9 protein-coding genes are annotated in these 13,813 nt (G+C 44.3%); 4 read left to right on the top strand and 5 right to left on the bottom strand.

Annotated features, from left to right (window positions below; genetic code table 11):
- Positions 1–16 precede the first annotated feature (16 nt).
- Positions 17–595 (bottom strand): TetR/AcrR family transcriptional regulator, encoded by a 579-nt coding sequence (locus tag DESGI_RS18360; protein ID WP_006520570.1) that lies wholly within the window; start codon positions 593–595, stop codon positions 17–19.
- A 598-nt stretch (positions 596–1,193) separates the two neighbouring features.
- Between DESGI_RS18360 and DESGI_RS18355 the strand changes: the two genes are divergently transcribed.
- Genes DESGI_RS18355 through DESGI_RS18345 form a run of 3 tightly spaced genes read left to right on the top strand, consistent with a single transcriptional unit; the run spans position 1,194 to position 11,172 of the window.
- A complete protein-coding gene (locus DESGI_RS18355; RefSeq protein WP_006520569.1) occupies positions 1,194–8,744 on the top strand; it encodes an RHS repeat-associated core domain-containing protein in 7,551 nt (2,516 codons plus the stop codon).
- A gap of 34 nt (positions 8,745–8,778) precedes the next feature.
- On the top strand, positions 8,779–9,483 hold the full coding sequence (locus DESGI_RS23315; RefSeq protein ID WP_006520568.1) for a hypothetical protein: 705 nt from the start codon (positions 8,779–8,781) through the stop codon (positions 9,481–9,483).
- 27 nt (positions 9,484–9,510) lie between these two features.
- The gene (locus tag DESGI_RS18345; protein ID WP_006520567.1) at positions 9,511–11,172 is read left to right on the top strand and encodes a Hint domain-containing protein; all 1,662 of its coding nucleotides are present in this window, start codon (positions 9,511–9,513) and stop codon (positions 11,170–11,172) included.
- 77 nt (positions 11,173–11,249) lie between these two features.
- Here DESGI_RS18345 and DESGI_RS18340 read toward each other — a convergent pair whose 3' ends face one another.
- The 4 genes from DESGI_RS18340 to DESGI_RS24795 all read right to left on the bottom strand — a co-directional run bounded on the left by DESGI_RS18340 (position 11,250) and on the right by DESGI_RS24795 (position 12,377).
- Complete coding sequence (locus DESGI_RS18340) at positions 11,250–11,642, bottom strand: hypothetical protein (protein WP_006520566.1); 393 nt, start codon at positions 11,640–11,642, stop codon at positions 11,250–11,252.
- Positions 11,639–11,848: a hypothetical protein gene (locus DESGI_RS18335; protein WP_041284981.1), complete on the bottom strand. Its 210-nt coding sequence runs from the start codon at positions 11,846–11,848 to the stop codon at positions 11,639–11,641. Before DESGI_RS18335 ends, DESGI_RS18340 begins: the two co-directional genes overlap by 4 nt.
- Positions 11,849–11,971: 123 nt before the next feature.
- Entirely contained in the window at positions 11,972–12,103 is a 132-nt protein-coding gene (locus DESGI_RS26215; RefSeq protein WP_281168057.1) for a hypothetical protein, read from the bottom strand.
- Between the two features lie 94 nt (positions 12,104–12,197).
- Positions 12,198–12,377, bottom strand: coding sequence for a hypothetical protein (locus DESGI_RS24795; RefSeq protein ID WP_006520565.1), 180 nt, complete (start codon positions 12,375–12,377; stop codon positions 12,198–12,200).
- Between the two features lie 146 nt (positions 12,378–12,523).
- Here DESGI_RS24795 and DESGI_RS18330 point away from each other — a divergent pair, with 146 nt between their 5' ends.
- A complete protein-coding gene (locus DESGI_RS18330; protein ID WP_006520564.1) occupies positions 12,524–13,726 on the top strand; it encodes a methyl-accepting chemotaxis protein in 1,203 nt (400 codons plus the stop codon).
- The last annotated feature ends 87 nt before the right edge of the window (positions 13,727–13,813 follow it).

Raw genomic sequence — 13,813 nt, 5'->3', positions numbered from 1 at the left:
ACTCCATTTCAATTTCCTATTTCAATTGATTTTTACTAAGTCTGGCTGACAGGATCACATCATTAGCCGTACTTGATAAGATATCTATCAAGTCTTGCTTATCATAGTTATTTGGCAGTAAGTCGTTGGCAACCATTACCGAAAGTCCTAATTGAAATATCCTCATTTTCAATAATATTGTTTTTAACTCGTCCACTGTGAAACCTTCCATCTCGGGGTCCTTTTTCATCTCTTCAATTAAAACTGGTATCATTTTTTCATCATAGCTTTTCATGTAGCAATTATTTTTCATAACTAAATCTCTGAAGAGTACCTTATACTCCATGGCAAACCTTAGACTTGCCCTTCCCATATCATAGAAGGGGTCCCCCGTGCTTTCTTCGATAAAAAGCTGTTGGCTAACGCTGATAATCCTCCCTATTAAAGCTTCCATCAGTTCATTGGTGTCCTGGAAATTCGCATAGATAGGAGCAACGGAGCTGCCCATTTCTTGGGCGATTTTTCTCATGGTTACATTGTCAATTCCTTCTGTTTTAGCTATTTCAAAGGCTGCATCAATTATTTGCCCCTTTGTAAATTTTGTTTTGGGTCCCATAACATCCATCCTTTCGCATAACATATGTTATGTAACATATGTTATGCGATGTCGTAAGATAATGCAAGACTTTTTTAAAAGTTTTTTGAAATATAAAGGAAACATGTTCTAAAAAGGAATTATTTAAAATAAAACTGACACATATTAGCATGCATTTCCATTTTATTACTAAGACCAAAATCTTTTAATACCACCGTGCTAGCGGTTTTGTTCTATCCATATAACCCAATATGTCGTTTCGCAAAGCTCGACCAAGCTGCAAAAGAAATATAAGGACAGTGAGATTTTACGACAGTAAAAACAAAGAGTGACGTGGACAGCAAATGCCCATTATTCATAACCTATAAGTTGTTTCTTTTATAATGAATTAATATCGTTGACAACAACATGTTTTTTTAAGAAAGGTAAATAGCCTTGTTGCGGCTTTTTTGTACCTAGGTACTGTCGAACGCGGGCAAACACTAATGCAACTAATGATTGATGATGGTTGGCACAATTTTTTTTCTACAGGAGTTAATTTTAAGGAAAAGGATCCGAATAATAACTTAACTGGTATTTTTTTTTGGATAGTTACTGAGATAAGAAAGGATGAGATCATTTGAACGTTGATCCGTTTCGTTTAGCACAGCAAGGCAGTTCCCAAGAGAACCATATTATGAAAACCACTAATTTGTACAAGGGTGCCGTAGCCTTTCCTCTGTTCTTAGTGTCTATGGATTCCCAGGATGACCTTCAGGTTAGTGTTGTAGCCTCCTACCAGAGCAATGTGAAAAATATGGTGGAAAACAGCAACAGGGAATTTGAAAGCTCTACCCTGGGGCTTGGATGGAGTATGGAGGTTCCCCGCATCATTGTAAAGAACAGGCTCGTAAAAGAAAGCTTTGACTCCTCCTTTTATTTGGTTGCCGAAGGCGGGGTTTATCCCTTGTACCGGTTGGGAGCAGAGGGAGACGCCATAAGCTTTTATTCCGTAGAACACCCTTACTGGAAATTCTACTATTTTAATGCCTCAAAGGAAAGCCGGTGGGAAATACACAAGGAAAACGGCACTGTCTGGGTCTATGGGGGCGATGATTCCGCCATTGAGACCCGAATCCATTGGGATAACTGGGTGGGTGCTGCTTCCTCCAACGGAGGGGAAGCTTTTCCCGTAGGCTGGAGCCTGACAAGCGTGAAAAGCTTTGCCGGAAACAGTATTGCCTACACTTATGAGAAGGAAGAAGCCCAAATCGGCGACTGCTCCTATACCCGGGCCATACGTCTTATTAAAGTAGTTAGTACTTTCGGAGAGACAGCAGAAATCGTATATAAGGATAAGGAAGCTTTTGAGTGTGTCTGGCCCCATTCCTCCAAAGGCAGCAAAAACCCTTACCAGTTCAACTGTGAAAATAAATTCATTGACAGCATTCAAGTTAAAAACAGGGAAGGACAGCTATTATATGTCCAGCAGCTGGGATATGATTTTTATGATATCTTTCAAAAAGGGCAGCTTTATAAAAAACGTTTTCTCACCTCTGCAACTCAAGTCTGCTATAAAGACGCAAACATGGTCTCCGTGCCTTCCATGAAATTCGAATATGAAACCAACCGGCAGAATCCAAATCCCGGCGCACTTCTTCAGGTCACCTACCCTTACGGTCAAAAATACCGGTATTCATATAAAAATGACACTTTGCCGGCCGGCAGTCCGAAAGTAGAGTTTACAAAACCCGGCGCCGAATACACAGCCTCGGTTTATCACGCCTTGAATTATACTGTGGTACTATTCCAGAACCAAAATACGAATATTGTCCGGGTATACACCTGGAATGTTGCATGGCAGAGTTACGAGGATAGGGATATTGCCAAAGAGACAATAGAAGATGTGCAGATCCATTTAGGCTCGGACTTTTTCGTCATGTCCTACAAAATGGTCAACCAGGGAACCTATTGCTACCGGCTGTATAAAAACAATTCTTTAAGACAAGGGGAATGGACCAACGAAAAAGTGATTCAGCTTAATGAGGGATCCAGACCGGCCTTTACGTGTTCAGGGACATTTTTTGCTGTTAAGCCAAAAAGTCAAAATACACTTATTGTTTACCAATTCAATTACCTGACCAATACATGGAAGCGCCAGGATCTGCCGGTGGAGGGCTTTGACGCGCAGGCCATATCCGGGGGTGAAAATTTTATCCTGGGGGCTTTCTACAGAGATAATGCAAAATCTATGCGCCTGCAGTCCTTCTATATTGATGCCAACCACCAATGGAAAAACGGATATTTACAGGATATACCACTGGAAGTCAACTGGCAGCTCACTTCATGGAATACCGTATGGTCTGTGGGAGCATGCCAGGCAGCGGCTACCTTTGTGGCCATGAAGAGCCAGGACACGGTAACCAGCAAAATAGTCCTGCTGCGCTGGGAGGAGCTGTTCCGTTTAAAGGAAATCGAGGTATTTACTACGGAACAAAAGTTGGGCACCAAAAATCCTATTTTAACAGCTATAACCAGCGACAGTATCGTGGGGCTTGCCGAAAACATCTTCCGCTACTCTCCCGGGCGCTGGAACAAAACCTCATTGCTGCAGGTAAAACAAGGGGCGGCCTATGCCTACGCTTATGGAACCGACCTTGCCCTGGCAGTGGAACAGGTTGACAACCAGCAGAGATTTGTTGCTATGCGATTTGACCCCTACACCAATCAATGGACTTCATCCGGTGTTCCTGTCAGCAGTGTACTGCCCGGAGATGAGCCCATCTATCGTCCTGGTGTACTGGGTGATTATGCAGTCTTGGGACGCGGTCTCTTTACCCGGCAGCCTGACGAAAGCTGGAAGCTGATCTACACATTACCGGACCGTACAGACGGCAGCAGTATAGCCTTGAGCAGCGGTTTTTTAATGTACCAGCTTCAGAACAGCAGAGACACTTATGCTGTATTTTTCAGAAACAATGAATTCTACAAGCAGGTGAAGGTGGATAACCAGACATTTTTCTCAAAGGATGATACCTTTCCAAACGTGGGCCTGTATTCTTTTACTACCTACACGGGTGACAAGATGGCCACAGCCCGGACAATAACCCTGCACAAAATCGTGAACAGAGATTATTCTCTAAAAATTGATATAAACTACCTGAATCAGGTTACCTTGGATACCGGCTTTGATGAGCAGAGCTTTTATTTGAGTTACAAGCTCAGTAATGCAATGTTTTCAGGGGAAGTCCCCCAATACTCCCGCGTAAAGGTGAACCAGGCTGCCCAAACCGGGGAATACGGCTCAACGGAGTACATCTATTTCAACGGTTTAAATCCCTCAAACCCCGAAGCGGTGTATCCTCCCAATTCGGAATTTTGCAACGCCCGCGATTATTACAGTTTTTTCGCCGGGCAGCTCTATTGCACGACCCTGTTTGATGACCAGGGGAACATGACAAACCGTGATGTCAATTACCTGAAGGCCATAGATACCAACGGCTTTTGCATTTTGCCCCATAAAGTTGTGCAGGAGATATATCTGAAGCCCTATTCTGAGGATGCAAGCGGTGAATGGCTTTGTGTCAGTGAGGAAATCGAAACGGAATATGAGACTGTTTTTGGCCAGAAGAAAAAAGTTACCAAAATCAACACCAACCATAAGGGAGAGCAGACCCGTATCTCCCAGAATTTTAAGTATGCCTGGGAAGTGTATCCGGAATTCAAGAAACGGAATTATGTGTCCGCTGTGGTTTCCACCACAAAGCGAAACGATACCAAAAACCTTGTGCTGGAGGCTACAGCCAAGGAATGGGTCCAGGATGGATTTGGCAATTGGGGTGAGAGCAATACCTATGCATATACAGGAAAAGAGGATCCCAATTTCCAATTTAACGGATCCCAAAAAGGATGGCTGAAAACCAATGAAGTTACCAGCCGCCTGAAAAACGGCAGTATTGTTTCCCAAAGAGCCTTGGATGGTACGGTTACTACCATTATTTATGACCGCCTGCAAGGCTATCCTGTGGCCCACTTTAAAAATGCCGGCCCCGGTGAAGTGTTCTACTGCGGTTTTGAATCCTATGAGCAAAACGATCTATGGAGTCCGGTAGATAAAACCGTGGAGAAGAATCTCATGTTTGAGACCGGAGAGTTCTATGGCGGGAACCGCTGTTGCTGGTTGAACAAAGGCTGCGGTATTACCTTTTCAATTAAAAGCGGCAGTGGAAAATACATGATTTCCTGTGCGTTGAAGACCTCAGGCAGCGTGGAGGGTTCCGGCGTTTATTTCGGGGATACCTTTGTGCCTCTTGAAGATACACAAAACCATTGGAAAATTTTTTACAAAGTCGTTGACCTTGGAAGTGTACCCGGAAAAGTAGATATCCGAATCGTCCCGGCCAATAGCAGCGGGAAGATCCTGGTGGATGCGCTGTTTGTGACTCCAATGCTGTGTGATGCCGAAGCCTATGTTTACAATAGTTTCATGCTCACCATCGGAAAGCACCGCAACAGGCGGGATGGCAGTTATGTTCTGCATGATGTGATCCAACGCCCGATCATGGAGCTTACGGATGCCCAGAACCCTCTAAAAGCCAGTGTGTTTTATAACACCGGTAATGGAGTCAATCAAAATACCGTAAAAGGGCCGGACTTTACGCTGACGGCGGAATTTCCCAACGGGGGTCAGTTTACTGATTTCAATCGCGGCGATGATTATTTGAAATATTGGGCCGTTACCGAAAAGGGTCTCCAAATGCGGGAAAATACCGGCACAAACTATGTGTTCATGTTTGGAACAAAGCTGAATACCTGCCAGGATATCAGCTTATCCGCCAGGGGGCTTAAGCTTCATCGCAACTTGGACAGCTGGGAGCTTCACATCGGGGGCACATTGATCGAGACGGTCAAAATGAACGAAAAAGCGGATTCGGATTATACTCTGATACAGTTTGGAGAGAGATTTACTTTTCTGTGCAACGGGGCCGTGCTCTTCAGCAACAAGACCGGGAAAAGTGATCCACAGCCCATCAAAATAGAAAGCAATAATAAGCTTCAGCTCAACTATCTGATGTATGCCCCGGAACCTGCCGTAAAGATAACTTACCAGGATTATGTTGGTAAAACTCTGCAGGACCAGAGTATAACTGAGGATGGTGTACTGACAATGATGCCGGTATATTCTCCTCTTGGGCAAGCCTCAGTCCTGACAAAGGCTGTGGAAGCCAAAAATGAATTGTGGGGCTATCGCAGTGGTTTCATAACCGATTTTAATTGGGATACAGGACAGTTGAAGGGGGAAGCGGCCGAAGCCTATCCGGAGGACGGGGGTTTCCCCTACAGTAGAACGAAAACCACAATTTCACCCAAGCCCCTGCCCAAAGAATTAAGGCAACCCGGTCCGGTTTTATCACAGCATCCGGTGACAATGGACTATTTCACCAACTTGAATCAGATTTTTGGCGGGAACATAAATCTGCCGGGAGGCCAGTATTTTGTAAATCTGGTGAAAGACGGGGATGGTCTCAGTACTTATACCGTTAAGGACAAGCTGGATAATAAACTGGCTGACTGGAAGGTTTCCGAAAAAGACGGTACTCAGAACCTTACAACCTATGAATATGACGACTTCGGCCATCAGGTTCTTATTAAGTATCCCAACTACTATGACTCAAACCTTAGTCCAAGCGAGCGTGAAAAGTTTGTAAGCCGGATCCGTTACGACTTCTTTGGACGAATCGTGGAACGGACGGATGTGGATACAGGCACGACCAGGCTCGCATATAACAGTCAGGGCAAACTGCGTTTCACCCAGGATGCCGCGGGAAGTAAGCACGGTTACTATGTGTACCAGATGTTCGATGACAGGGGGAACCTTACGGAAATCGGAAGCTGCAGCGGCGTATGGGATGAGGCTGTGCTGCAGGAAAAGGCCGATGATCCTGCTTTCCGTCCTGAGAACAGCCAGTGGGCACGGAAAAACTATTATGACGGAACTGGTGATAATAGAAACCTGCTGGGCAGGCTTTGGAAAACTCTTACTTATAACGGCAGCGAGGACCATATTGTCGAAGAAGAATTCGACTATGATTCCGACGGCAATATGATTATGCGCAAGCAAAAGGTCTTGGGACAGGAGAATGTTTTGACGGCGGTGTACGACCGCAAGGGGAACCCCGTGAAACAGCAGGCAGATAACAAAGAGGAAATGAGCTATGTTTATAATACCCAGGGGCAGCTAAAGGAAGTGTACTCCGGGGGAAAATGCATAGCGGCATACACCTATAATCCGTCCGGAAAGCTGAGTACGGAAACCTTCCTGCCCGGTGAGCCCAATCAGCTTCTGCGGAATTATTCCTATAACAGTGCAGATTGGCTTTGTTCTATCAAGGATCCATTTTTTGACCAGCAGATCAGCTATTATGACACTGACGATAAAGCCATTTATTCAGGCAAGATAAAAGCTGTAAGCAACAAATTCTTAAATTCCAAGGCCGGTCCCGGCTTTTTAAAAGAATACCGCATGGAATATGACTACGATGGACTGGGGCGGCTGTTGTCTGCTGTCAATTCAATGGGGAATAAGTTCAGCTTAAGTGCTTCAAATCAATTGGCCTATGACAATAACAGCAATATGCGCAAAGAAAATGAACAGGAAATGGGTTATCAAAGCGGCAGTAATATGCTGGTTTCCCGAGGCGCCGACAGTTTTCAATATAACGAATTTGGAAGCGTCACCAAGGCCAAGGGGCTTACTTTGCAATATGATAAAGCTCTGCAGTATGTATCCTCCCTGGTTTCGGAAACCAAACAAATCAATACACAGTTTTTATATGGAGGTGATGGCCGAAAGGTAGCAGAGGTGTCACAGGACATGATAAAAACTAATGTCCATAACGTGAAGGGGAACTTATTTGTTCAAACGGAGCAAAAGACAGGGAAGCGCTCTTGCTGCCTGGCAGGTGTCGGCGGCGTATTTTCCCTGGTGGAGAATGGTAAATCCTACTATTTGGTTAAGGATTACCAGTCCTCTGTAAGGGGGATATACGACGGTCGAGGTTTGTGTGCTTCTTACAATTACCAGATTTTTGGCGAGTATTTGGGTCATGTCTACGAAGAACCACAGGCAAAAGGATTGATCAGCTTTGGATTTACCGGGCAATTGCGGGATAAGGACACCGGTTTGTATCAAATGCATTCCAGGTGGTATGACCCAACGGTGGGAAGGTTTTATTCCATCGATCCCGACAGGCAGTATGCCAGCCCTTACATTTATGGCGGCTCCGACTGGGTCAACTATATGGACCCTGACGGCGGTTGGTCGTGGGGTGTTTTTGCGGCAATCACAGGAGGTATTTTACTTGTTGTTGCGGGTGCGGTCCTTACGGTTGCTTCCGCAGGTATTGCCTCTCCCCTGGGAGCCGGACTTGTTATGTTCGGCGGCACCTTTTTATTGGGTGCAGGGATCGGCAGTGTCTTTTATGGTATAAGCTCTGCTATAAAAGGTGAGTTTGACTATAAGGATTGGCTCATCACTGCCGGTCTGGCGGGAGCCTTTGCCAGTCTAACAGCTTTGTCCGGTATGGCAATACCTGCAGGCTTTACAATGTTTGGTATGAGCGCCGCCGCCACCAATATTGTCCTGGAAGTTGGGATAGGCGTTGTGATCGGTGGTGCCGACGGAGTAATAACAAACGGCTGCTTAAATCTCGTCCACGGAAAGAGTTTTACAGAAAACTGGGTCCAAAGCATGGTAATCGGTGCTGTTATAGGCGGTGTCTCTTCAGCCGTATTCGGGCTGGTAGGTGCCGGACGCAATTTGAAAACTCTTCATACCAATGGGGAAAACCATAACGTGCATATAGGCTTGGCCGGCCCCAAAACACAGAAACTGAGGCATTCCATGATTGCCCAGGACGGAGGTAATTGGTCTGATATTTGGCCGGGGCGGGGATTTGGAAATCCTCCTCGTGGGGTACCATTCCACGGTCGCAATGTTGACACGGTCACCATTCCAAGAGTGCCCAGGAATTTGGTTTATAATACCGGCTCTAATGTCTTTGACCTTATGACTAATAACTGTACTACCTATACCACCAGAACTTTGGCGACAGCGGATCTTTATGCACCCCTGTGGGCAAGGACTCCCAGTACCCTGTATTACTGGGGAAAATTAGTAGTTCTTTTCTAGAAGTGTAAAAAAACAATCAGAAAGGATGAGGACGATGCAAGAAAAGGATGGAAAAGTTACTATTGTAGTTACGGAGGACGTACCTTTGATAATCAAATCCTCTAAAAGCCGTACACAGTATGACGTTGTAGAGCTGGATACAGGAGGCTACATTGAGATTCACCTGCCCTGTACTTTTAAGATCGGTCAATTGATCGGAGATGAATCCGATTTTGGAGCTGCAAACGCTAACCCCTGGGGACGAGATATTATCATTACCGGGGATAGGGGCAAAAACGGAGCCAGAGGCAGAGACGGTGAAGCAGGCGGTGCCGGAACAGCGGGAGAACGGGGAGGCGACGGGGGGGACGCCCCGGACGTTACCATTGAAATTGGCGAGCTGAAAAGAAATCTTAACGTATTAAATGTAGGCGGTAGAGGCGGCGATGGCGGAAAAGGCGGAGACGGCGGTAACGGCCGTGACGGAGACGGTTCAGCAGGCGGAGCCGGTGGAGACGGCGGCAACGGCGGGAATTCCGGTAACGGCGGCAATGGCGGCAAAGTCGTCATCAAGTGCCAAAAAATGAATGACTACCAAATCATAGGTGAGTGCAAACAAGCCCCATGCGGCAACGCCGGAGCCGGCGGTCGGGGGGGGGCCGGAGGCAGCGGAAAACCTCCTGGAGCCGGCGGAAAGAGCGGCAGCAACGGTGTATTAGGGCTGTCGGGAGAAAAAGGGACTATCGATATCAATCCATAAATATCAGCTTTGAGAGGAGAGTATAAAATGAAAAACATAGAAAGAGACAGTATTTTTCCTGAGGGATGCAACGGTGTGGAACTGGACTTTTCCTATCCGCCCCACACCGAATACTTCCTTCAAAAATTCGGCGGTAAGGAACTTCTGGAGAGTGAATTTCCTTTGGTTTATCAAGCTTTTTTAAATACTCAAAAGGAGCATGCAGAGAATAAACCGGCGGCGGACAATGCCGATTCAGGTACCCCCGGGTATGGTATGGTTGATAATATTTTTTATATCAATGGTTTGACATACGATCCTAAAACAGACGTATTCACAGGGCTGAACTCCTATTTGAAAGAACAGCAAATTTCTATGATCGTTTCAGGAGCCTTGACAGACAAGACCCATAATGTTATTTTGGATAGCTGTTATGAAATCTATGATAAACCCTTTAAGGACAGTGCTAATACAGAGCTTAAATATCCTTCCATTAACCTGGTGCGGGAAGAAGATAGCGTGATCACCTCTAATGCGGATTACACCTTGGTAAAAAGGGCTTCGGCGGCCAATGGCAAATGCACGTTGTCTCATAATGCCCTTAAAGAATACGCTGCAATAAAAATTCTCGGAGGCTCGTCTTTGGTCGAAAGCTTTACCATTGATGACCCAAAAACCTCATATACCGGCAATATCCTTATTCTTTATAACAGAACCGCCGGTGAAGGAGAAGACACCAAATACTATTATCCGGATGTAAGCAAGGATAGTAATAATATGGTTGAGGTAAATATCCCGATAAAAGGGGCCATTAAATTTGTCAGCAATGTTACCAAAGCCCAATACTCTACGACTTCCTTAACTACAAATATCCTTGTGGAGTTTTCTGACAACGGCAGCATTAGTTTCAATTACTCACCTGAAGAAATAAAGAATTTCTTTGCATGGGATGCAGCCACCCATACTCTGTCATTTACTTTTCCGCGGGACTGGAACACCAAGCTGAATACAAGTGATCTTGGCACATCTACCGTCCTGACTTTAAGATGCAGTTTTTATCTTGATGTTACTTATGGGGAAGATACTAACATTGTGGGTTGCTGCATCAACAGTGTATCCACTCTGGGCCCGGGAGAACAGTACTATACCAGCACCAAGCCATCGGTTCGAGTACCTTTGATTTCGGTAAAATGGGGTTGTTATGGGAAGGATACAAAAATTACTATGGCTGACGGTTCTCAGAAGCTGATATCCGATATCAAAGCCGGGGATCAGGTCCTGTCCGATAAGAAAGAGAGCCTTACGGTAAAGGAACTTATTTATGGACACGAAGACGCAGTGATATACATGAAAACCGATGCCGGAGAGGAACTTTCGGTATCCGAATCCCACCCGGTCGTTACCCAGAGAGGTATTGTTATTGCACGTAACCTGAATGCCGGGGATCTCCTTGTTCGGGCCGACGGGAGTCAAGCTTCACTGGCTACCCTATACAAAAAGGATTATCACGATACGGTCTACAACTTGAAGATAGATTCAGTTCCCCGGGTAATTATTGCAAACGGCTTCTTGGCAGGGGACTTTGAGGGACAAAACGACCCCACCCTGACACCAAGCGAAGAAATCGCCCCCGAAACCCCTGAAGAAGCTGCCCTGCGTGAGGAATTCAACAAGCTGTATGAAAGGCTCAAGTCCAACCAGCTAAGATAACCTAAATCTTGAATATGAAATAGTTTTTAACTTGGATTTTACTTATGGTGTTTTTATCCCCGGTTAGATGTCCTAATCTACCGGGGATATCTGTTTATAGAACTCGCCCCTGAAAACCCACCCCCTTGTGGGGTGGGATGAAAGGGACATCGCCCGGTAGGGCAAAAAGTAGAGGAAAAGCCATCAAGTTTTTTAACACGATTACCGGAAAAACCTTCTGGAACAATTAGAATATGTAAGGCTATCGTAAAATAAGCCAAGAGGCTCAATTCACCCTTATGAGCTGCTTCTTTGTCAAAAAGCAAATATGTTCGAGACTTTAAGGCATTTTCAAATTTAATAGCTCTTGTCTTTAGAAAGCCTTCAATGTCAGGGTCAGCAGGGTAAATAAAAGAGGATATGACTTCATCTGTGGCAGTCATATCCTGATCCATCAGCGTTTTGAGCGGGATAAGCATCGTGTTAATCACTTTAGCCCATGCCTTTGTGCAAGTTCCACCCCTCTGCTAATTGCTTCCTCATTGGACATTGCATGATAATGGTCAACCGGGTGACCATTATCAAACAAGTGCGCTGGTTTTGCCATGATTATATAATCCGATGAATGCCCTTCTCTGATAATCCAGTATTTGTTGCCGCTATGAATTACCTTATTCCACTGTTCAGAGTCTGACACGGACTCACAACCTTTTATTGGTTTAAGGTAATTATTATCCTATAAAATGAATTCTATTAGGGATGCAACTTTGGTAAGATTGCCGTTTATTGCGACGATTATATGAGTAACTATAATTAAAAGTTAACCAGTATTATTATCTTGTTTATCAACCCGGCGGCCTTTCCGCCGGTATTTCTTTTTATCAGGCTGTACCCGGGTCTCGGGCTTTCGGTGCCATGTTTGACGGATTTTGGGCTTTTTGATTTTATCCAAATTATGCACCTCGCTTGGTTTTCGGTGGTTTTGTTGTGATTACTACCTAATTCGACAAGCGGCGGTGCATTTCCTATTTATGGCTAAAAAATTTTTATAAACTTTCGAACAGACTCTTTAAGAATATCCCCGCACCGATGGTGAGTAAGGATATAACGGCTATAAAAACCAGTGCGTTACTATCCGGCGAAAAGATGTTAAATGCCAATCCAATGGCACCCGTAAAGAATAATGTAACTCCGGAACATATGATAATGTCTCTAAATTTACTCATGTTTCACCTCACCAAATTTTTAAATGGGCTTCTATGAATAATATTAACAATGATTTAACAAAATGGACAAGATTTCTTAATATATAATTTGTAAACTATATTATATGATATTAATTATTTGTTAGTTACATATGGAGGTATAAAATATGTCAATATTCAATCTGTTTTCTGGAAATAAAAATAATTATGATAACCAAAGTCATGTTGATTCAATAAACTTTATTTCAGCTTTGGCTGATTTTTCACTGGCACACACAGAGCTTATTGCTTTTCGCGCGGCTTTAAAAATTCAACAGGTTGTTAGCCAAGCTTCGGATTTGGCGGCAACAAGTCAGGAAATGGCCGCCAATACGGAAGAAGTATCAGCTTCTTCGCAACAAATTAGCGCGACAATTCAAGAGGTAAAGAACGGTGCTTTCGATAATATTAAAAAGATCGACCACCTGGATAATCTATCCTTTGAAGTAAAGAGTACACTGGAGAAAATGATAAATGATACTAAAAACTTGGTAAACAAGATTAATAATATAGACGATATTACCCAGAATGTATCAAATATTGCTGATCAAACAAATTTGTTATCCCTAAATGCTGCCATAGAAGCTGCCAGGGCCGGGGAAAACGGCAGGGGGTTTTCCGTCGTTGCCGAAGAAGTTCGTAAACTTGCGGGCCAAACCAAATCCGCTGTTTCCGAAGTGAAAAACATATCAGACGAGATTAATGGTGAAGTTTCAATGGTAGTGGAAGCAGTGACCGGTGTGCAAACGATTTTTAATCAATATATAACAAACGTTAATTTTGTCTCGGATAAGACGCGCCACAGTGTTCAACAAATAGAGGAGTCAGCTGAAGCATCAGAAAATATCGCCCATGCGATGCAGCAGCAAGCGGTGGCCACGGAAAACCTGGCCAAGTTGGCGCAGGATTTGACAGAGTCGGTTGACTTTGGTGATGTTTTGTTAAATGACTCGGATCATCTGGTTGAAATTGTTAAACCTCATATTAGCGTTATAGAATCTGCATCCGTTGTGAGTATATTGGCGGCTAGGTTGGTGGACCATGCAGCTTTTCTGAAGCAAGCCATTCATGCTGCGGGTAAAAATGAAAAAATGGCCGGTCACCATGAATGTGCTTTTGGTAAATGGTATGACCGGAATATTGATAATTATAAACATTTAAACGAATATATGGCCATTGATGAACCGCACCGGCGAGTTCATGAAGCTTCTCATGCACTATCACAAAATAAAACTTTGGAGAATGCAGACGCTTTATTGGTTGCGTCAACCGATGTATTATTGGGTTTCATCAAACTCTTATCAAGACTCAAAGGCCAATCGGCAGCTTAAGTATAACCTTCAATTGTGTTTTTTGACCAGAGTTTAATTGATAAAATAAACGATGTTTAGAGCCAATACGAAAAAAGCGCGCCCAAT

Source organism: Desulfoscipio gibsoniae DSM 7213, assembly GCF_000233715.2.
GTDB lineage: Bacteria > Bacillota > Desulfotomaculia > Desulfotomaculales > Desulfallaceae > Sporotomaculum > Sporotomaculum gibsoniae.
Note: the sequence above shows the minus strand (reverse complement) of the source record. Positions and strands in the feature narration are given on the sequence as shown.